The organism is Pseudomonas sp. ICMP22404 (assembly GCF_006227205.1).
In the GTDB taxonomy this organism is placed as follows: Bacteria; Pseudomonadota; Gammaproteobacteria; order Pseudomonadales; family Pseudomonadaceae; genus Aquipseudomonas.
In genome coordinates this window covers 19367-40651 of the sequence record NZ_VCNG01000008.1, presented here as the reverse complement: position 1 = coordinate 40651, position 21285 = coordinate 19367, and the positions used below count along the sequence as shown (strand labels likewise).

At 62.5% G+C, this 21285-nt stretch carries 17 protein-coding genes; 6 read left to right on the top strand and 11 right to left on the bottom strand.

Translation table 11 applies throughout. From position 1 onward, the window contains the following. Positions 1-21: 21 nt before the first annotated feature. Positions 22-1182 (top strand): AAA family ATPase, encoded by a 1161-nt coding sequence (locus FGE05_RS15300; RefSeq protein ID WP_139646193.1) that lies wholly within the window; start codon positions 22-24, stop codon positions 1180-1182. Between the two features lie 294 nt (positions 1183-1476). Here the strand turns inward: FGE05_RS15300 and FGE05_RS15295 are convergent, their stop codons facing one another. From FGE05_RS15295 to FGE05_RS15280, 4 genes are all read right to left on the bottom strand, one after another. After that, positions 1477-2259, bottom strand: a complete 783-nt coding sequence (locus tag FGE05_RS15295) for a MetQ/NlpA family ABC transporter substrate-binding protein (RefSeq protein ID WP_055137035.1) — start codon at positions 2257-2259, stop codon at positions 1477-1479. Positions 2260-2438: 179 nt separating this feature from the next. Beyond that, positions 2439-3371 (bottom strand): sigma 54-interacting transcriptional regulator, encoded by a 933-nt coding sequence (locus tag FGE05_RS15290; RefSeq protein WP_139646191.1) that lies wholly within the window; start codon positions 3369-3371, stop codon positions 2439-2441. Positions 3372-3420: 49 nt separating this feature from the next. Beyond that, positions 3421-4002, bottom strand: coding sequence for an alpha/beta hydrolase (locus tag FGE05_RS15285; protein WP_139646189.1), 582 nt, complete (start codon positions 4000-4002; stop codon positions 3421-3423). A gap of 208 nt (positions 4003-4210) precedes the next feature. Next, the gene (locus tag FGE05_RS15280; RefSeq protein ID WP_139646187.1) at positions 4211-4456 is read right to left on the bottom strand and encodes a DUF2789 domain-containing protein; all 246 of its coding nucleotides are present in this window, start codon (positions 4454-4456) and stop codon (positions 4211-4213) included. Between the two features lie 155 nt (positions 4457-4611). Here FGE05_RS15280 and FGE05_RS15275 point away from each other — a divergent pair, with 155 nt between their 5' ends. Together FGE05_RS15275 and FGE05_RS15270 are read left to right on the top strand one after the other, a co-directional pair. Continuing rightward, a complete protein-coding gene (locus tag FGE05_RS15275; protein ID WP_139646185.1) occupies positions 4612-5136 on the top strand; it encodes an NfeD family protein in 525 nt (174 codons plus the stop codon). Position 5137: 1 nt separating this feature from the next. Next, the gene (locus FGE05_RS15270; protein ID WP_139646183.1) at positions 5138-5899 is read left to right on the top strand and encodes a slipin family protein; all 762 of its coding nucleotides are present in this window, start codon (positions 5138-5140) and stop codon (positions 5897-5899) included. 37 nt (positions 5900-5936) lie between these two features. Here the strand turns inward: FGE05_RS15270 and FGE05_RS15265 are convergent, their stop codons facing one another. Genes FGE05_RS15265 through FGE05_RS15245 form a run of 5 tightly spaced genes read right to left on the bottom strand, consistent with a single transcriptional unit; the run spans position 5937 to position 16431 of the window. Then, positions 5937-6878, bottom strand: a complete 942-nt coding sequence (locus tag FGE05_RS15265) for a sulfotransferase family protein (protein WP_139646181.1) — start codon at positions 6876-6878, stop codon at positions 5937-5939. Beyond that, positions 6866-7651 carry an aspartyl/asparaginyl beta-hydroxylase domain-containing protein gene (locus FGE05_RS15260; protein ID WP_139646179.1) on the bottom strand — a complete coding sequence of 262 codons (786 nt, stop codon included), beginning with the start codon at positions 7649-7651 and terminating at the stop codon, positions 6866-6868. The genes FGE05_RS15265 and FGE05_RS15260 overlap by 13 nt, the downstream gene beginning before the upstream one ends. 12 nt (positions 7652-7663) lie before the next feature. After that, positions 7664-9175, bottom strand: a complete 1512-nt coding sequence (locus FGE05_RS15255) for a TolC family protein (protein WP_139646177.1) — start codon at positions 9173-9175, stop codon at positions 7664-7666. Between the two features lie 46 nt (positions 9176-9221). Beyond that, positions 9222-15542, bottom strand: a complete 6321-nt coding sequence (locus tag FGE05_RS15250) for an Ig-like domain-containing protein (RefSeq protein ID WP_139646175.1) — start codon at positions 15540-15542, stop codon at positions 9222-9224. 52 nt (positions 15543-15594) lie between these two features. Continuing rightward, complete coding sequence (locus FGE05_RS15245) at positions 15595-16431, bottom strand: sulfotransferase (protein WP_047700034.1); 837 nt, start codon at positions 16429-16431, stop codon at positions 15595-15597. Positions 16432-16719: 288 nt separating this feature from the next. On the opposite strand from FGE05_RS15245, the gene FGE05_RS15240 reads away from it, so the two are divergent. The 3 genes from FGE05_RS15240 to FGE05_RS15230 all read left to right on the top strand — a co-directional run bounded on the left by FGE05_RS15240 (position 16720) and on the right by FGE05_RS15230 (position 18534). Further along, the gene (locus FGE05_RS15240; protein ID WP_139646172.1) at positions 16720-17307 is read left to right on the top strand and encodes a phage tail protein; all 588 of its coding nucleotides are present in this window, start codon (positions 16720-16722) and stop codon (positions 17305-17307) included. 46 nt (positions 17308-17353) lie between these two features. Further along, positions 17354-17665, top strand: a complete 312-nt coding sequence (locus FGE05_RS15235) for a hypothetical protein (RefSeq protein ID WP_139646170.1) — start codon at positions 17354-17356, stop codon at positions 17663-17665. 281 nt (positions 17666-17946) lie between these two features. Next, entirely contained in the window at positions 17947-18534 is a 588-nt protein-coding gene (locus FGE05_RS15230; protein WP_139646169.1) for a phage tail protein, read from the top strand. Positions 18535-18686: 152 nt separating this feature from the next. On the opposite strand, the gene FGE05_RS15225 is transcribed toward FGE05_RS15230, so the two are convergent. Both FGE05_RS15225 and FGE05_RS15220 read right to left on the bottom strand, forming a co-directional pair. Continuing rightward, positions 18687-19178: a GNAT family N-acetyltransferase gene (locus tag FGE05_RS15225; protein WP_139646167.1), complete on the bottom strand. Its 492-nt coding sequence runs from the start codon at positions 19176-19178 to the stop codon at positions 18687-18689. 9 nt (positions 19179-19187) lie between these two features. Beyond that, the gene (locus FGE05_RS15220) at positions 19188-21284 is read right to left on the bottom strand and encodes an efflux RND transporter periplasmic adaptor subunit (RefSeq protein ID WP_139646165.1); all 2097 of its coding nucleotides are present in this window, start codon (positions 21282-21284) and stop codon (positions 19188-19190) included. Between the last annotated feature and the right edge of the window lies 1 nt (position 21285).

Sequence of the window (21285 nt, the reverse complement as noted above, 5' to 3'; positions counted from 1 at the left end):
CCAGGCAGCAGGAAATCGCTCATGCTCAAAACCCTCGCGGTGGCCAACTACCGATCCATCAACACATTGGTGGTCCCCCTGGGGCGGCTGAACCTGATCACCGGCCCCAATGGCAGTGGCAAATCCAACCTGTACCGCGCCCTGCGCCTGTTGGCGGAGACGGCACAGGGTGGAGTGGTCAATGCCCTGGCCCGTGAAGGTGGATTGGACTCGACGTTCTGGGCCGGACCGGAAGTGATCAGCCGGCGCATGCGCAGCGGCGAGGTGCCCATCGGCGCTACGGTCCGGATAAATACCAAACGCCTGCGCCTGGGATTCGCCGCGGAAGACTTCAGCTATTCGATTTCCCTCGGCCTGCCGGAACCGAGTTCGTCCGCGTTTTCCCTGGACCCTCAAATCAAGCGCGAATGCATCTGGGCCGGTCCCACATTCCGTCCGGCCAGCCTATTGGTGGATCGCAACGGCCCCATGATCCGTGCCCGTGATGGCCGCGCGTGGGACGTCCTGGCCCAGCACACGCCCACCTTCGACAGCCTGTTCGACCAGGTCGGCAGCCTGCGCACCTCGCCGGAGGTGTTGCAGATGCGCGAGTTCATTCGGCGCTGGCGCTTCTACGACCATTTTCGCAGCGACGCCGATGCCCCGGCGCGCCAACCGCAACTGGGTACCCGCACACCAGTGCTGCACCACGACGGACGTGACCTGGCGGCCGCCCTGCAAACCATTCTTGAAATCGGAGACGATCAAGCCCTGCACGCATCCATCAGCGATGCGTTCCCCGGCGCCCGGCTGCACATCGATAAACTGCCAGGCGGGCGTTTCGGCATCGAGCTTCACCAGCATGGCTTGCTGCGCCCGTTGTCCGCCGCCGAATTGTCAGACGGGACTCTGCGCTACCTGCTGCTGATCGCCGCACTGCTCACCCCGCGACCTCCTTCGTTGATGGTGCTCAACGAACCGGAGACCAGCCTGCACCCGGACTTGTTGCCGGCCCTGGCACGCTTGATCATCCGGGCTTCGGAGCATTGTCAGGTCTGGGTGGTTTCCCACGCCCGACGCTTGATCACGGCCTTGCAAAAGGATGGCGACTGCAATTGCATCGTGCTGGAAAAGGACCTGGGCCAGACAGGGATTGTCGGCCAGAGAATGCTGGATGCGCCGGCGTGGAACTGGCCGGATTGATCCGTGGTATTTGCAGAAGCCTTGCAGGCGGTCTATTTTCCTAGCGCTGCAGGACGGGTCTGATGACAGCCGCCAAGGAACCGCAGCTCAAGGCCAGGCTTGCTGGCGATACGCACAAGGAGGATTGACATGGCCGACGTGAAAGCCCCGCAACAACTCGACCCGCAAGACATGGTCAAACTGCTCGTGGCCCTGCGCCGGGCACTGAAGAACAGGGCGGCATAGATCCGCAATCCATTTGTGGCGAGGGAGCTTGCTCCCTCGCCACATCAGTTTTTTATAGGGCGGGGTCGATCAGAACGCCGGCAATACCGCGCCGCTGTATTTCTTCTCGATGAATGCCTTCACTTCAGGACTGGTCAGGGCCTTGGCCAGTTTCTGGATGGCCGGGCTGTCCTTGTTGTCCGGACGGGCCACCAGGAAGTTGACGTAAGGCGAATCCGAACCCTCGATCACCAGCGCATCCTTGGCCGGGTTGAGACCCGCTTCCAAAGCGTAGTTGGTGTTGATCATGTCCAGGTCGACCTGATCCAGCACCCGCGGCAGCATGGCCGATTCCAGTTCCTTGAACTTGAAGTTATGCGGGTTCTTGGCGATGTCTTTCGGCGTCGCCACGGCGTTTTTCGGATCCTTGAGTTCGATCAGGCCAGCCTTCTGCAACAGGATCAGGGCGCGACCGCTGTTGCTGCCTTCGTTGGGGATGGCGATGGTCGCGCCATCTTTCAGCTCGGCCAGGCTTTTGACTTTCTTCGAGTAGCCACCAAACGGCTCGACGTGCACACCGATCACAGTAACCAGATTCGTGCCTTTGCCCTCGTTGAAGTTCTTGAGGTACGGCAGGGTCTGGAAGTAGTTGGCGTCCAGACGCTTCTGATCCACCTGTACGTTGGGCTGCACGTAATCGGTGAAGACCTTGATCTGCAGGTCCACACCTTCTTTTGCCAGGGCCGGCTTGATCAGCTCGAGGATTTCAGCGTGGGGAACCGGAGTCGCCGCTACCACCAGTTTCTCCGCGGCCTGGGCCAGACCCGAAGCCAACGCTGCCGCCAATGCGGTGAACAACAGAACCTTTTTCATGCAGTGTCCTTATCGAAAAATCACGGTCGTCATGGACGACGGCCAAAGGGTGAGGTGCAAGCGAAGTGCTATCGCTCGCGTGAAGCGGACGATACCGATATTTTTTATTCCTTAACAATATCTTTTATTCAAGTTCATATTCATTTTACTCATATATAAAGCATGCTCTCGGCAAGGCTTTAGAGGAGCGGCTCCAGACGGGTAAGCAGCGCCTTGAATGCCACACGCTCGGCAGCCGTTGCGCTTGCTAGGGTCTTTGCTGCCTGCTCGATGGCGTCGAGTACCGAGGGCAGGGATGGCAGGTTCAAATGCTCCGGCAAGATTTCCTCTTCCGTGCTCACCAGCAACGCGAAATGAATGACGTTCTCCAGTTCGCGGGTATTGCCCGGCCAACTATGCCGCTCAAGCGCCTGCTGGGCCGCCTCGCTGATCAGCGGCATGGTCAGGCCGAGGCGCTGGGTGTAGATGCCCAGGAAGTATTCGGCCAGGGGCAGGATATCGCCCACCCGCTCGCGCAGGGCCGGTAGTTCGAGACGGCCTTCGCTGAGGTAGTGGTAAAGCCGTTGGTGAAATTTGCCGGCGGCTACCGCTTGCGCCAGGTCGATGCTGGTGGCCGCCACCAGCCGCACGTCCACGGGGCTGGGCTGATGAGCGCCAACGCGGGTGACCTCGTGGTTTTCCAGGGCCGCCAGCAGTTTGACCTGGATCGGCAGCGGCAGATCACCGATTTCATCCAGGTACAGCGTGCCGCCGTTGGCCGAACCGAACCAGCCGGCGCGACTGCTGGCCGAACCGCTGTAGCTGCCGGCCGCATAGCCGAACAATTCGGCGTCGGCGTAAGTCGGACTGATGGCGCCGCAATTGACCGAGACGAACAACCCGCCACGATCGCTTTCACGGTGGATGTGCCGGGCGAGCAATTCCTTGCCCGTGCCGGTTTCGCCGCGAATCAACACCGGGATTGCGCGTGGCGCCAGTTGCTCCAGAGCCTGGCGCAACTGGCGCGAACGTGGATCAACGAACACCAGTGCCTTGGCGCGGATGCTCAGGGGGCTTTTTTCCGCATCGGGAAAGGTCAGCAACGGCTGACCGAAGGTTTCATGCAAACTCATGGCAGACTCCCGCCCCACACCGCCGGGTAACGGAAGGGCGTCAAAAAATTCAGGCGCGACGCAGGGCGTGATGCTCCATGCGGTTTTGCAGACGATAGAGATAGGCGAAACCCTGCTCCCAGCGCTGATGGCCGGACTGCACGTTAATGTGCCCCGCCCCGGCCAGAATCCCGGCTTCGGCCCCCCAACTACGCGCCAACTCCAGCGCCCGCGGCGCACTCACTGCGGCGTCGTTGTCGGAACTGACCACGTGGCTGGGAAAGGGCAACGGATCGGTGGGAATCGGTGCGAAATTGCGCAGCGCAGGCACACAGGCCGGCCGCTCGACATCCGCCGGCGCGACCAGCAACGCCCCGCGAACCTGCCGCAACAGTTGCAGCGGCGCGGTGGCGGCCCAATGGGCAACCGTGATGCAGCCCAGGCTGTGGGCAATGAGAATCACCGGGGTGTTGTCGGCGGCAATGGCTTCGGCCAGCGCAGCCACCCAGTCTTCACGCCGGGGCGTCAGCCAGTCGTCCTGCTCGACCCGGGCGCTGTTGGGCAGACTGTTCTGCCAATAGGTCTGCCAATGATTTTCCGGCGATCCTTGCCAGCCCGGCACAATCAGGTAGCGAGTCGATTCGTTGCGCATGGGTGCTCTCCTGCGTGTCTGTTCAGGGACGAGTATAGGGAGGAGAGATATATTGTTTAAGGAATAAGAAGCTATTTGTTAATAATAAAAATGAATATCAACTTTGTGGGAGCGAGCCTGCTCGCGATAGTGATATATCCGTCAGCTCTGCGTTGAATGTGAGACCGCTATCGCGAGCAGGCTTGCTCCCACAGGTTCTGCATTTGCATCAGTCACTGCGCCCTTTCCTCAACAACACGTCCAACTGATCCACCACCACCGCCCAATCGGCATCCTCGAGGATTTCGTCGCGTAACAATTGCTGCTGACTCTTGCTCCAGAAGAACGCGTCAGCCAGGTGCAGTTCGGGCTTGAGGGGTGAATGGCTGGCAATGAACTGATCGATGCTGATGGCGTCGTCGGGCAGCCCCAGTTGCTTGAACAGGGCGGGGAGGCTGTGGATTGGGGTTTCCATGGGAACTCCTGACATGGCTGGATGCGGCTTCTCTCCCAGCAGTCTAGCCTCTGGAGCATCGCCAGACTGCTCAAAATTCGATCAACCCACGGTTCGACTAGACTGTAAGTAACGACTGTGGATAAACGTCACGCACGGGCGTTGCGGAGGATCCGGTGAATATTCGCTGCTTGATGCTTGCGCTGTTGGCCGTGAGCGGGCCGACGCTGGCAGCCGATGGCCCTGCGTTGATGGTCGCCAACTCCCTGGGTTTCTGGCTGATTGCCCTGGGGGTGGCATTACTGATCGCCGAGGTGGCCTTGCCCAACTATGGTGTGGCCGGGCTGGGCGGCATCACTTTGTGTGTCGTCGGCGCGATTATCCTGACCAATGCCGATGTGCCTGTTCCCTTGATGGTCGGGCTGGGCCTGGTCAGTGCCTTGCTGCTGATTTTTCTGTTGTTCCGCGCGTTGAAAACCCGGCCGCGCCACCCCGTCAGCGGCGATGCCGCGTTATTGGGAAGCGTCACCGTGATTACCACCCTGCAGGTCGGCAATCATCACCATGGCTGGGTGCAGTTGGAAGGCGAACGCTGGCAAGTGGCGTGCGCGACGTCGCTACGCGCTGGACAAGCGGTGCGCGTCGTCGCACGCAAGGGCCTGATGCTGGAAGTGGTCCCCGCTGACTCACAAGGAGCATGAGATGGGTATGCAAATCGGTTTTATGATGCTGCTGTTGCTGTTGATCGCACTGGCCGCGTCGACCTTCCGGATCCTGCGCGAGTACGAGCGTGCGGTGGTGTTCCAGCTCGGCCGGTTCTGGCAGGTCAAGGGACCCGGGCTGATCCTGCTGATTCCGGTGGTGCAGCAAATGATCCGCGTCGACCTGCGCACCATAGTGCTCGATGTACCGCCGCAGGACGTGATCACCCGCGACAACGTCTCGGTGAAGGTCAATGCGGTGCTGTATTTCCGCGTCCTCGACCCGCAGAAGGCAATCATCCAGGTCGAGAATTTCCTCATGGCGACCAGCCAACTGGCCCAGACCACCTTGCGCGCCGTGCTTGGTAAACATGACCTGGACCAACTGCTGGCCGAGCGCGAGCAATTGAATGGCGATATCCAGCAGGTGCTGGACGCCCAGACCGACGTCTGGGGCATCAAAGTGGCGAACGTCGAGATCAAGCATGTGGACCTCAACGAATCGATGATTCGCGCCATCGCCCGGCAAGCCGAGGCCGAACGGGAGCGGCGGGCCAAGGTGATCCACGCCGAAGGCGAGCTGCAGGCGTCGGAAAAACTCATGCAAGCCGCCGAGATGCTCGGGCGCCAGCCAGGCGCCATGCAACTGCGCTACATGCAGACGTTGGGGTCGATTGCCGGGGACAAGTCCTCCACCATTGTCTTCCCCCTGCCGATCGACTTGCTCAAGGGGATGGCGGAGTTGTCACCGAACAAGCCCTGATGGAGCGCCGCCGAGCCTAAACAGGCCATAGAACTGATTACCTTGGCAGGGACTTCAGGGCTTCATACGGCCCTTGCGCCCACGCCTGTACCCGCTCGCGCAACAAGGGCGACGCCTCCCGGCGCTTCTCCTCGCTGTCGCCGGTAAAACCCTGCGCCGGCTGCTTGGCGTGCCGCTTCACGCTGGCGAACGCCTGCCTGCGCTGCACCTCATCAAGCTGGAAAAAGACCGCCAGCCTGCCTGCCATGGCGTCGGGCAGCTCGCGATAGTCAACCGTCTGTGCGGCGGATGCCTGGCATTGCTCCAACCCGGCCTGCAGCAATCGCCCGATCCTACGCGCAATGAAGTCTTCCGGGCCGCCGAAAGGCAGCCCGTCGTCCAGGATGCTCGGACCAATCATCCCCGGCACCATGTGCATGCCGGGGCGGCGCAGATGAGACACGGCAATTTCCAGCGGGTCGCGGTACACGAACAGCCAAGGCGTATCGGGAAAACACTCACGCAGCCGTGACAGCTCACCGATGTTCCAGGCATCGAGCTTGATCACCAATCGCCGCTCCACGCCTCGACGAGGCTGCCCATAGGCCGACAGCAACCCTTTGAGCGCCGCACAGCGTTCGGCGGCGGGAAGATCACTGCGCAGTAGCCGATCCAGTGGCGGCGGTTCGGATACGACGATGTGGTCGTCCAGTTGCGCCAGCATCTGGCTGATCAGTGTCGAGCCACAGCGCGAGGCATGGAAGATGAATGCACTGGGCGCAAGGCCAGGGCTCTGGCACTGCCACTGGGCGAGCGCGTCCAAGGGAGTCTGGCGCCGGAACGCCTGATTGAAGGGCAGGCGCAAAGCGTCTTCCACGGCATCACCGAAGAAGGGTTGCGACAAGGGCTTCTCGCCGAACCAGCACCAATCGACCCGCCATTGCCCCGCCTCTTGCCACACGCGGATCGGCAGCCAGCCTTGCAGGTTCAGGCCTTCCATTGGTCGCTCCACTGCCGACGACCGTTGCGCATGGCCGCCCGCAATTCCTCCCGGCGCACCTGCAGCCCTTGCCGGGCAGCCAGCGTCAGGGCGCATTCGATGAAGGCGTCCGGGTCTGCCAGGCTCTGCAGGGTCCGGGCGAGTTGCGGATCGCTTGCCACCTGCTCTTGAAAGCGCAGGAAGTCGCCGAGTTCGTCGCGGACAGCTGGGGTGGTGGGCAGCCCATCGACAATCTGTTGCTCCAGCCAGGGGCCGGGGCGACAGTCGAGCACCAGATGAACCCGTGGCAACCGGTCCCGATTGTCGACACGATGGGGCCGTGACAAGTCGAGAAACCAGCACTCACCCGCCTTCATCGGGATGCGCTGCCCCTCCAGCCAGAAATCCACTTCGGGCGGGCTGAGCAGTGGCACGTGCAGGCGCAGGTCGGCGTCCGGTCCGCCCAGGTCATAGTCACGGTGTTCGTGGATCCGGCCGCCGGGGCCGAGCCGCAGCAGCCGGGCCGAAACGATCTCCACGGACCAGTCGCGCAACGCCTGGTGCCAGCGATCATCGTTTGACCAGGGCGGCCGGCGCAACGGCTGCCCTTGGCCGGGCGACAATTCGGTCAGCGCGTCGGCCGCCGAAATCAGCGCCACGCCGCTCCAGTCGCCGTGGTAATAGGCGCTGTTGAAATGCCCCTGCCAGCGATCGTCCTCAATGGCCGCCAGTGCTTGCAACAGCAGGGGCAGATCCACCGTCACCGGTAGCCGGGAAAACGCCGGACGCGTCATGCCCACGCCCGGTTATGGCTTCACCGCCGCCTTCGGCACCGTGATGTCGCCCTGGGCCCAGGCCGCTTCGCGGCTGGCCAGTGCCGTGGCGATCGACTGCACCTGGGTCGATTGCACTTCATCAGGCATCGGGTCGAGACCGGCGCTGGCGAAGATCTGACCATAGGCATTGCGCAGGTCGGCATAGGACAGATCCCGTCGCAGGTCAGCCTGCAAGGTATTGAGCTCGCCCTGGATCAGGTCCAGCTCACCGATGCCGGCGGCCTGATGACGGCTGCGCAACTGGCCGACGATTTGCCCATCGATGTCCGACAGTTGCTGGTTGGTCTTGAACTGGCGCAGCGCATCGCGGTAGTTGGCGTTGGCGACGTACAACTGCGCCAGCACGGCAATCGACATTGCCTGACGCCGCGCCGCCGCCACTTCTTCACCGGCCTTGGCCACGTCGATGGCCGCCGGAGCGGAGATCACGTTGAACAGATTCCAGGTGACTTTCACGCCATAGTCCGCCCAGCCCTGCTCCACCAGGAACGAGTTGCTGTCGTAGTGCCCGCCGGCGGAAAACTCCAGCCCTGGCAGCAGGCGCAGCATGGCCTTGCGGGTTTCGGCGGCCGTGATGCGTGTCTGGTAATCCTGCTCGCGCAGTTCCGGACGGCTGGCCAGGGCTTCGTGCTCGAGACGGGCCATGTCGACCTTGAGTTCCGGGATCTCGTACTCATCCGGGGTCGCAAGGGTCAACTCAGTGCCCAAGGGCAGGTTGATCAGGGTGGCCAGTTCGGTCTTGGCCAGGGACAACGCGCGCCGCTGCTCTTCGAGCTGGCGGGTGGCCTGGATCAACGAGCGCTGGTAACCCAGAGCCTGCACCGGGTCACCGATGCGCTGTTCGCTCATGCTCTGGCTGTTGTTGCGCGCCGCCTCGACCCGGGCCATCAGGCTGTCGATCTGCTTGAGCAGGCGTTCGGCAGCCATGGCTCGCCAGTAGGCCGAACGCACATCCTGGACGATGGTGTTGATCACCTTGCGCCGGCGTTCCTGGACGATCAACCGCTGGTCACCGGCCTGCTTGGCGCTGATGTAGCTCACGCCGAAATCGAGCACGTTCCAGACCATGGTGAGGTCGGCCACTTCACGATCACGGTCCTGGGACGTCGACGGTTCGAGGGACTGGGTGCCGGTCTCCACGCTCTGGCTGCTGGAGGCGTTGACGTTGTTGCGGCCCACGTAACCGGCATCCAACGCCATGCGTGGCAGCATGTCGAAACTGGCCAGGTCCAACTGCCGCTTGGCCAGGGCCTCTTCCATGATTTTCAGGCGCCCTTCCAGGTTGTATTTCACTGCCCGGGCCATGGCCTGGTGCAGCGTCAACGGGCCGCTGAGGGGCTCCTGGCCCTTGTACATGTTCTGCAGATCGGTTTGGGCGCGCTGTTCGCTGACGCTGCGATCGATCGGCTCACTGGTGACTGCACACCCACTGACCATCACGGCCAGCAGACTCATACCGAATAACTTCTGACTTCTATTCATTCCCTGGAATGCCCCTGGTTGCCGCACAATTTTCTTATTGAATGCTTCAGGCCTGTGCCTGGCTGACGCCTACCTGTTGTAGCGCCATGGCCAGACTGTCGACTTGACGTTGCTCAGTGTCCTTGATGTGTTGCAATTGCTGGCCCAAGGTCGGTGCGCCGAACATCCCGCGCATACCTTGGGAAACATCCCCCCCCTGCATCGACGCGTTGCCGAAGGCATTCATCGACTCGTTATCGGTGCCGGAATCATGGTTGAACAAGGTCGAAATGGTGCTGCTGCCGAACACCCCGCCATCGCCGCCCCCAAAACCGAGGAACCCTTGACCCGAGCCATCGCCGGCGGCATCAGTACTGAATACCTGGGCGATATAGCTTGGCGCCAGCTCGCCACGGTTGATGAAAATATCGCCTATAGGCCGCAGACCGCCGCCCACATCACGCTGTTCGAACAGCGGTGGGAAGCCCAATGGCGAACCCAGGTCGCCCGTCGGTGGCGTGAAGACGATCGGTTGCAACGGCACATCGGATGGCGGAATGACCGTGACGGGATCCGACGTCAGGAACTCCGGCGGTGGCTTCACGTCGTTGGGCACCACCGTGTCGATTGCATAGTTGTTGGACACCGCCACGCTTGCCCCGGCGTTGCCCGCCACGTCGCTGACGTTACTGGTGTCCAGGGCGATGAAGTTGCTCGGGTCGGTGAGATTCACCGTGGGAGTGAAGGTCGCTGTCCAGGTCTTGCCACCATCGCTGCTGGTCAGATTGGTCAGTTCACCGTTGGTGACGCTCAGGTCCGACAGATCGAAACCGGCCACGGCTTCGCTGAAGGTGATGGTCACCTGGGTCGTCTCACCCACAGTCAGGTTTGAATCGGCGACCACGATAGTCGCGGTCGGCCGGGTAGCATCGAGTACGTAGTTGCTGGAGATCGCGATACCCGCGCCGGCGTTGCCGGCCATGTCCTGCACGGTGCTGGCGTCGAGCAGAATCAGGTTGGTGGCGTCGTTGACACCCGCCGAAGGCGTCAGCGTCGCCGTCCAGGTCAGGCCGCCGTCACTGCTGGCCAGGTTGGACAGCACACCGTTGGCGACACTGAGGTCCGACAGGTCGAAACCGGTCACCGCCTCGGTGAAGCTGATGGTCACGGTGGTGGTCTGGCCGATGCCCAGGCTGGTATCGCCCACCACGATGGTGGCGCCCGGGCGCACCGTGTCGACGGCATAGTTGTTGGAGTTCACCACGCCGACGCCGCTGTTGCCGGAAACGTTGACCACGCCGCTGGTGTCCAGGCTGATCAGGTTGCTGGTGTCGGAAATGCCGGTGCTCGGGGTGAATGTTGCCGTCCAGGTCACGCCACCGTCGGAGGACGACACATTGCTCAACGTGCCGTTATTCACGCTCAGGTCCGAATTGTCGAAGCCGCTGACCGCTTCCGAGAAGGTAATGGTCACCTGCGAGGTTTCCCCCACCGTGAGTGAGCTGTCCGCTACCACGACAGTGGCGGTCGGCACCTGTGTCTCGACCGCATAATTGGCCGAGTTGGTGGTCCCTGTCCCGGCGTTGCCGGCCGCATCGCTTACGCCGGTGTTGTCCAGGACGATGAGGTTGGTGGCATCGCTCACACCTACGGTCGGCGTGAACGTGGCGGTCCAGGTCAGGCCACCATCGCTGCTGCTGACCGCGCTCAGGCTGCCATTGGCAACACTCAGGTCAGCGTTGGTGAAGCCGGTCACGGCCTCGGAGAAGGTAATGGTCACCTGGGCGGTCTCGCCCGGCCGCAGCGTTGAATCGTTCAGCACAATGGTGGCGGTCGGACGCTGGGTGTCGATGGCATAGTTGTTGGAATCGGTGGTGCCGGTGCCGATGTTGCCCGCCAGGTCGGCGATACCGCCGTTGGTGAGGGTGATGACGTTGCTGGTGTCGTTGATGCCGGCACTCGGCGTAAACGTCGCGGTCCAGGTGATACCTCCGTCACTGCTGCTCAACCCGGTGACCGTACCGTTGGCGACCGTCAGGTCGGCCGTGGTGAAAGCGGTCACCGCCTCGCTGAAGGTGATGGTCACCAGCGAGGTCTGGCCAGCACCGATGGCGGTATCGGCCACGACGACGGTCGCGGTGGGGCGCACGGTATCGACGGCATAATTGTTGGAGTCGGTGGTGCCGACCCCGGCGTTGCTCGCACCGTTGCGCACGCCGGTGTTGTCCAGGGTGATCACGTTGCTGGTATCGGAAATACCGACGCTCGGGGTAAAGGTGGCCGTCCAGGTCACGCCACCATCGCTGCTGCTGACGCTGGTCAGGGTGCCGTTGCTGACGGTCAGGTCACTGTTGTCGAACCCGTTCACCGCTTCGTTGAAGGTGATGGTCACCGTCGAAGTTTCACCGATACTCAACGACGAATCGGCGACCACGATGGTGGCTGTCGGCACGTTGGTGTCGACCTGGTAGTTGTTCGAACTGGTCGTGCCGGTACCCGTGTTGCCCGCCGCATCACTGAAACCGGTATTGGTCAGCGTGATGACGTTCGTGGTGTCGACGATCCCGAGGTTCGGCGTGAGGGTAGCGGTCCAGGTGATGCCGCCGTCGCTACTGCTGACGGCGCTCAGCGTGCCGTTGGCTATGCTCAGGTCCGAGTTGTCGAAGCCGCTGACCGCCTCGCTGAACGTAATGGTCACCAGCGAGGTTTCGCCGACGCTCAACGCGTTATCGGCCACGACGATGGTGGCGGTCGGACGTTGAGTATCGACAATGTAGTTGTTGGAATCGGTGGTGCCGGTGCCGGCATTGCCCACACCGTCCACGACACCGGTGTTGTCGAGGGTGATCAGATTGCTGGTGTCGCTGATGCCGACGCTCGGAGTGAAGGTGGCGGTGTAGGTAATGTTGTCGCTGGTGCTCAGCCCGCTCAGGCTACCATTGGCAGCGGTCAGGTCGGCCAGGGTGAAACCGGTCACCGCCTCACTGAAGGTGATGGTCACCAGTGAGGTTTCGCCAGCGGCAAGTGCCGTATCGGCAATCACCACGGTGGCGGTAGGACGTACATTGTCGATGGCGTAGTTGTTGGAGTCGGTGGTGCCACTGCCGGCGTTACCCGCCGCATCGCTTACCCCGGTGTTGTCCAGGGTAATGAGATTGGTCGCGTCGGTGGTGCTGGCACTCGGAGTGAATGTTCCGGTCCAGGTAATGCCGCCGTCGCCGCTGCTCAACCCGGTGACGGTACCGTTGGCCACCGTCAGGTCGGCGGTGGTGAAACCGGTGACCGCCTCGTTGAATGTAATGGTCACCAACGAGGTTTCGCCAACACTCAACGTGGGGTCGGCAACGACGATGCTGGCGGTGGGGCGCTGCGTGTCGATGGCGTAGTTGTTGGAGCTGGTGGTGCCGCTGCCGGCGTTGCCCGCCGCATCGCTCACCCCGGTATTGGCCAGGACGATCAGATTGGTGGCGTCAGTGACACTGGCGCTTGGGGTAAGCGTCGCGGTCCAGGTGATACCGCCATCCGCACTGCTCAACCCGCTCAAGGAGCCGTTGGCGACCGTCAGGTCGGCCAGGGTGAACCCGCTGACGGCCTCGCTGAACGTGATGGTCACCAGTGAGGTTTCACCCGCGCTCAGCGCGGTGTCGGCCACTACGATCGTCGCGGTGGGGCGCAGCGTGTCGATGGCATAGTTATTCGAGTCGGTGGTACCCGTGCCGGCGTTGCCAGACAGATCGGCAACGCCGCTGTTGGCCAGTGTGATCAGGTTCGAGGTGTCACTGATGCTCGCGGTCGGGGTGAGCGTCCCGGTCCAGGTGATGCCGCCATCGCTGCTGCTCAGCCCGGTGACGGTACCGTTGGCCACCGTCAGGTCGGCGGTGGTGAAGCCGGTCACCGCCTCGTTGAAGGTGATGGTCACCAGGGAAGTTTCGCCAACGCTCAGCGCGGTGTCGGCTACCACGATGGTAGCGGTCGGGCGCAGGGTATCGATGGCGTAGTTGTTCGAGTTGGTGGTGCCCACCCCGGCGTTGCCGGACAGGTCTGCGACGCCAGTCTTGTCCAGAACCACCAGGTTGGTGGTGTCGGTCACATCGGCATCCGGGGTCAGGGTAGCGGTCCAGGTGATGCCGCCGTCGCTGCTGCTCAACCCGGTGAGGGTACCGTTGGCCACCGTCAGGTCGGCGGTGGTGAAGCCGGTCACCGCTTCGGAGAACGTGATGGTGACGGCCGAGGTTTCACCGCTTTTGAGTGCGGTATCGGCCACCAAAATGGTCGCCGTCGGCGCCACGGTGTCGTTGACCACGTAGTTGTTCGAATCGGTGGAGCCCACGCCAGCGTTGCCCGCCAGGTCGACAACGCCGGTGTTGTCCAGGGTGATGACGTTGGTGGTGTCGGCGATGTTGCTGGCCGCCGTCAGCGTGCCGGTCCAAGTGATACCGCCATCAGCGCTGCTGAAGGCACCCACGGTGCCGTTCTGCACCGTCAGGTCGGCTGAGGTAAACCCCGTCACGGCTTCGGAGAAGGTGACAGTCACCAGGGATGTGCCGCCGGAGTTCAGACTGGTATTGGCCACCACGACAGTCGCGGTAGGCGGGGTCAAGTCCGGCACATAGTTGGTGTTGATGGTCCCGCCGTCACCGTAGACGTTGGCGACAGAGGCCGGCGACGTGCCCGAGGTGCCCGCACTGCCGCCCCCGGTACCGCTGCCGCCGACGTTACCTGACAGGGCCGCGAAGTTGGCGGCGGTGATCAGGATCGTCCCCTTGTTCCAGATGGCGCCAACGCCGACGCCGCCCGCACCGCCGGTGTGGGTGTAGCCACCGCCAGCACCGCCGCCGCCACCGCCGCCACCGGCGCCGATGTTGTTGGAAATCACCGAATTGCCGATGATGCGCAGAGTCGCGCCAGTGTCGTTGTAGATGCCGCCGACCGCGCCGCCACCGGCACCGCCGACCGCGTTGTAGCCGTCACCGCCACCACCACCGCCGATGGACAAGCCGGCGCTGGCCGCCGTGCCGCCGGCCGATCCAGTGCTATAGCCCGGGTAAGCGGCACCGCCGGCGCCGCCGGTGGAGTTACCACCCCGCCCGCCCATGTTGAAGAAACCACCGCCGGCACCGCCCTGGCCCGTCGAACCGACGGAGCCCGTGGCATTGATCGTGTCGCCGCCCCGGCCGCCCGTACCGCTGCCGACCGCGCCGCCGCCACCACCACCGCCGCCGGCATACTGCGGCGTCACGCCACCACCGCCACCACCGCCCGATGCGGCGTTCGCGGTGATCGTGACGTTCTTCAGGGTCAAGGTGCCGGCGTTGTAGATACCACCGGCCTTGGCGACCGCAGCATCGACGCCACCATTGCCGCCGTCACCCGCCACCATGCCACGGGTGATCACCAAGCCATCGAGGGTCGCCGTCGTACCGGACGTCACGTTGAGGACCTGGGTGCGGAATTGCCCATCGAGGGTGACATCGGCGACGTTGTCGTTATTGAGGTCGCCATCGATGGTCACGTTCTTGTTGACCACCAGCACCTGGGTCAGCGCGACGGTCATGCCGCTGCTGAAGGTCACGATGTCGCCGTTCTGCGCAGAGGCCAGGGCCGCACGCAATGAGCCGACGCCGGTGTTGGCGTTATTGGTGGCTGTCCAGGTGGCGAGACCCCATTGATAGTCGCTCATTGCACTGGCAGACAGCACATTGGCGCTTTCGATGTTGCCGGTGGCGATTTCCAGGTCCCAGTCGCCCCCCAGGCCGGTACGGTCGTTGGACGCGGCCACATCGCGGCCGGTCAACTGCGCCAGCGAATCGACCAGTTCCAGGCCACGATCACCTTGGGCGGTGTAGCAGCCGTAGATCAGGATGTCGCCACCCGCGTTCATGTCCTTGCCGATCTGCGCCAGCACCTCGCTGCGGGCCTGGACGTTTTCCGCCGACAGATAGGCGTTGCCCAACCACAGATCACCGGCGTTGCCGTGGGCGATGATCTGCACCGAGCTGACTCCCTGGTGGGTATCCAGGTAATCGGCGATCTGTTGCAGGCCGTCCTTGGTGGCGTCCAGTTGCACGACCTGGGTACCGGGCGCCACACCTTCGAGCAGGCTGGCGGCATCCTTGACCCGGGAATCGACGAATACCACCGACTTGCCCGGAACGGCGGCCTCGGTGGCATCGGTCTGGCCCTGGGCCGCGTGGGTATCGGTGGCCTGATCGGCCGTGGGCGTCTTGGCCGCGTCGGCGGTCGGATGGGCGTCCGGCTGCGCGGCATCGGCCACGGTCGCGGCGACAGCGCCGTCGAACAGCATCCGCGGCTCCAGAGACATGATCATTGGCGATGCCAGGGCCTGTGCACCCTCGATTACCCGCGATTTACCTTTGCTCCACCACATGACGTTCACCCGGACTCGAACTGCTTGAACACGCAAATGAAATAAACCGCGCTCAACTGAGCGCGGCGTCGGTTTTCATACGAATGACATTGGCGGCGCTGGCAGACCCATCGCGCCAGAACGACAACTCGGCATACTTTTCGAACAGATCCGGCGGCAGCAGGGTCCGTCGCGCTTGCGGCGCGACCCTGGGTTTGACCTTGTGCAGGCCGGCAACGCCCAGGGCCAGATCGAAGGCCGGTGCGTCGTAGGTCAAATGATTGAAGTCGTGTTCGAACCAGGGCTCGTCGATGAACTCGTAGATCAGCCGCATCACCCGCTCGGGTGCCTGGCTCAACAGGTCATAGTCGACGATCAGCAATGACTCGGCGTTTTCGCCGTAATAGGCTTCCTTGAGCGCTGTCCACGCATACCCCACGAGACGGTTGCGCTGGGCCAGGGTTTCGCAGCGGCTGTAGACGGTGTTGCGCTCGTCATCATCGTTGAACAGCTTGGTGTTCTCGAACGGGTTGGCGCGGTAGAGCCGCTCAAGACTGTCGAGCACCCAGGCGACGTTGCGCACGCAGGCGATGGTCTTGGCTTGGGGGAACAGATCCTGCAGCGCGGGCAAACGTGCGCACCACTGGCGGTTGGTGTCGAAGATGACGGGCTTGTCGGCCTTGTCGGCATAGTAGGAGTCGAACAACCCGCGCAGCAGGCGACGGCGCAAGTCGGTGTCGATCACCGAACCGAATTCGCTGCCGGCACTGCATTGCTGCAACACGCTGCTGAACAGCGTACCGACGGGGCTGGTCATGCCGGCGTGAAAGCGCGGGTTCTGCAAAAGAATTGCAGAAAGCAGGGTCGAACCTGAGCGCGGCAGACCGGAAATAAAGTGAAACTTTGACAATCCCTATCACCGTTTGTAGTCCGTTTGTGTCCGAAGAGTAGACGAGGAAACAAACCTCGACTAGTACTACTTTGATATCAAATACATCTGAGCCTGTAAAAAAGATGGACGGTATAGGTCCTCCCTCAACCTGAATCGATTAAGCCAAGCGTCAGCCATTTTCAGTCCTTGGGCAGAACGAAATAACCCCGTCTACGCTCAGCCGTGCGTGACCAGGCCAGGTGATCACAGCTTTCCCGTTGTATCCGCCAGATACCACAGACCAACAACCTGAAGGATGAGGATTCTATGGAAGTATTCATCGGTACTATCCAGCCGTTCGCTTTCAACTTTGCCCCCAGGGACTGGGCCTTGTGCAACGGGCAAACGCTCAGTCTTGCCCAATACCAGACCTTGTTTGCCCTGATCGGCGTGACGTACGGCGGCGACGGCCAGACCACTTTTCTGCTCCCCAATTTGCAGGGGCGGATGCCCATGGGCCAGGGCAACGGCCTGGGGCTGACCCCTCGGGTGATCGGCACCGTCTCCGGCACCGAAAACGTCACGGCGACGCTGAACAACCTGCCCAACCACACACACGCCCTGACCGGTATAACCGCCGCAACCACCCTGCAACTGGCGAACCCGGCCAGCAACCCGGTGAATACGCCAACGGCCACCAACTCCTTCATCGGCACCTCGGGCACAGGGCCGGGTGCGGCGAATATCTATTCCGACCAGTTAGGTGCTTCGCCGGTACCGCTGCAGGGTGTGACCACGACGGTCAGCGGTACGGTCGCCCCTACCGGCAATGGACTGCCGATGGCAATCATGAACCCATTCCTGGCGATCAACTTCAGCATTGCCCTGCAAGGCTACTTCCCATCCCGTAACTGATGATCCACCGGAGGACTACGGTCCTCCGGTCCGTTGGAGTATCGACATGTTGCAAGAAGTTCATAGCCACCATTTCCAACCACTGCTGGGCCTGACCAGCAGCCTGATCCTGCCCGACGGCAGTTGCTTACCCGTGCGGATCGAAACCCTCGAACAAGCGCCTCGGGCGAAAATGCCCAACGCAGAGCGCATGCCCTTCAGCGTCGAATTCAATAGTTTGCAGGCCACTGATTTCGTGGACGGCTTGTGCTCATTGGAAGTGCCCGAGCTGGGCAGACTCGAAGACGTATTCGTGTCGCGGATACCCCCCATGGGACGGGATCCGACGGTGGGGTATTTCTACATCGCATTCAACTAGCGTGAGCCATCCGAGTGACCCTGTGGGAGCGAGCCCGCTCGCGATGGTGGCGGCACATTCGACAAGAATGCGACTGACCCACCGCTTTCGCGAGCAGGCTCGCTCCCAAAAGGGATTTGTGGTGCCCACAGGCCTAGTGGCCGATCCACGAATCCCACCCGGCAGAGCACGGCAACCGCGTCTAAGCTCAGCCGTGCGTAACCAGACCAGGGACGGAGTCGAACTGAACGCAATTTTCCCCCTGGCGATACCAGAACGATAACCTGAAGGACGAGGAATCTATGGAAGTATTCATGGGCACTATCCAGTCGTTTGCCTTTAATTTCGCACCCAGCGGCTGGGCGCTGTGCAGCGGGCAGACACTTGGCATTTCGCAATACCAGGCGCTGTTTTCACTGATCGGCACCTACTACGGAGGCAATGGCCAGACCAACTTCATGCTCCCCAACCTGCAAGGCCGACAGACCTTGGGCCAGGGCAACGGCCTGGGCCTGACCCCGCGTGTCATCGGCGAGACTTCAGGTACCGAAAACGTTACGGCGACATTGAACAACCTGCCCAATCACACCCACACCCTTACGGGTATTACGGCCGCAACCACCCTGCAATTGGCGAACCCGGCCAGCAATCCACTGAACGCGCCAACGGCCACCAACTCCTTCATCGGCACTTCAGGCACCGGACCGGGTGCGGCGAATATCTATTCCGACCAGCTAGGTGCGTCGCCAGTACCGCTGAAAGGCGTGACCACCACGGTCAGCGGCACGGTAGCCCCTACGGGCAACGGCCTGCCGATGGCAATCATGAACCCGTTCCTGGTCATCAACTTCAGCATTGCCCTGAACGGTCTGTTCCCATCCCGTAACTGATTTTTCAATCGCAGGGCGGCGGCCCTGTGGGAGCAAAGCTTGCTCGCGACTGCGACAAGTCAGGCAGCAACAATATTGACTGGTCTGCCGCTATCGCGAGCAAGCTTTGCTCCCACACAAACGCCTCCCACACACTAAGGAATATTGAGCTGTCAGTTCCCTTTCGGATACCAGACCAACCGCTCCGCCGCCGGGTTGCGCTCCTGGACTTCGAAGCCCAGTGCCAGGTAATGCCGACGTGCGTGAGGGTTGCTGGTCCAGACCACGGTCGCCACCGGGCAGCGGATCTGCTGCGCGGCTTTCTGCACGCCTTGCAACACCGTCCGGCCATAACCCTGTCCACGGGCCTGGGGAATGAAGGCCAGGTACAGCACGCGAATTTCATTGGGACCGAAATCGGTGCTCAAGGCGCCGATGGCGGTACCCAGTTTTTCCACGACGTAATGCATGGCATTGGGGAAGTTGTCCCCCAGCCCCTGCTCCTGCACCTGAAACTGCTGGGCGATCACCTGCTGCACCTGCTCGTGCTCGCCATCGATCCATTGCAGATCCGGTCGCGCCGCCTGATAAAGACTCTGCAAGAATGGACCGTCACTGACCCGCGACGGCCGCACCACCAGTCCCTCTGCCGCTACTGACTCCATGTGCTCTCCTTAGAACCCGCTTTCCCTCACACCCAACGCCGCCAACCGACGCCAGGCCGCTCCCAATATCGATTCGCCCTGCCCTTGCAACACCACGACGCCCCGCAGCGGTTGCGGCGGCGCAGCTTCGTCATCGATGGCGCTCAGGCGCACGCCATATTGCGCCTGCACGGGCTCGGCCCGCTGTTGCGAATCGCGGCGCACGGCAATCGGCCCATGGTGATCGGACGTCAACGCCTGCTGCTCAACCCAGGCGGCGCCATTGGTGTCGACTTCATTCAGTTGCACGGCAATCGAAGGGTGCATCGGATCATCGGCGATGAATCGCCCCGTGGCACCGGGCCCGACCCGCCAAAGCTCGGCCTCGGTAAGGTAGCCGCGCAAGCGGGAATCGGCCTGCACCACCCGCACCAGCGGTTGCGTGGGTGACAACCAGCGGCCCACCGCCAATTGCGGCAGCAGATCACGCACCTGGCCGGCATGGGGCGCACGCAGCAACAGGCGCTCACGTTGGGCGACCAGGCCGCGGTACTCGGCGACGGCTTCGGCCAGTTGCTGCTCGACGATGCCCGCGTCGGCGGCGGTTTCGCTACGGCCGGCCCGGCGGCGCATCTGCAATTGCTGGATCTCGATTTCCCGGCGCACGATGCTCAGGCGTGACGCCATGTCCGGCGACTCCAATTCAATCAACACGTCGCCCTGGGCCACCACCTGCCCATCGTGCACATTCACCTGTCTGACCCGTGCCGCCACCGGCGCGTACAAGGCACTGGCACGTCCGGCCTCAAGCATCGCCGGCACTTCCACGGCGCTGCGCCAGGGCAAGAGCAAGGCCAGGATCAGCGCCAGCAAGACCAATCCAGTCAGCAGCACCCGCGGCCCATGGGCCTGCTCGCGACGCTGCCACCATTGTCGCCACTCATTCACGATAGGCATGAAAATGAACCAGACCAATTCCACCATCATCAGGAAAATGCCCAGCACCTTGAAGAACAGGTGATAGACCGCCAGGGCGATGCCAAAGAACAATGCCGCGCGCCACAACCACGAGCCATATCCCCATATGAGCAAGCGGCGACGCATTTTCGGCGACCAGGGCTCCGGCGCTGCCACGCCATAGCCGAACAAAGCTTCGCGCAAACGCCAGCGACACAGGGCAAACGCACGGCCTTGAAGGTTATCCACTGCCCAGAAATCGCTGAGCAGGAAATACCCGTCAAAGCGCATGAAGGGATTCAGGTTGATGATCAGCGTGGTGATCCAGGTGGCGCTGGCCAGCATGAATGCGGCGGTGCGGGCGGGCCCATCGGACAACAACGACCAGGCCAGCAGGGCGATGCACGCCAATAGCAGTTCCGCCAGCACGCCGCCGGCGCCAATCAGCAACCGGGCCCGCCGATCATTGATCCGCCAGGCGTCGCTGACATCGGTATAAAACATCGGCAACAGCACCATGAACGCCACGCCCATGCTTTGCACCCGGCAACCGGCGCGCTTGGCCATGAAGGCATGGCCGAACTCATGGCACAGCTTGGCGAAAAACAACGCCACCCCGAACGCAAGCGCACCGCCCAGGCTGAACAGGTGTGGAAAAGTCGCCAGGAACCGCTGCCAATCCCGTGACACCAGGAAAATCCCCGAACCCAGGGTCAGCGGCAGTCCATAGCGCAGGATCTTGGGCCCGAACCGTGCCAGCCAGGGCCAGGCGCGGTTGAGAAAGGCGTCCGGACGCCACAGCGGGATCCGGAAAAACAAGTATTGATGCAACAGGATCTGCCACAGGCTCTGGCGCCGGGCGGCCGTCTTGAATTGATAGCTGTCGCGCTGTTGCGGGTCCATTGCGCTGATCAGATCGTGGCCACGCAGAAAGCCCAGCAACTGCTCCAGGGACTCGCCATTGAGGGGCAGGCCCGGTTCACGGTTCGCGGCTTGCAGCACCCGTTCCGGGTCGCCCAGGGACCAATGTCGCAGCATGCGCATCGCCGCCGCGCCAAGCTTGAAGTAACGCCCGCGCACCGGATCGGCCAGGGTCCACTGAGGCGAACCATCAGGGTCCGGCGCCGCTGGGGACAGCTGCAGGTCCGGCCGCAGACTCGGCAGCACCATG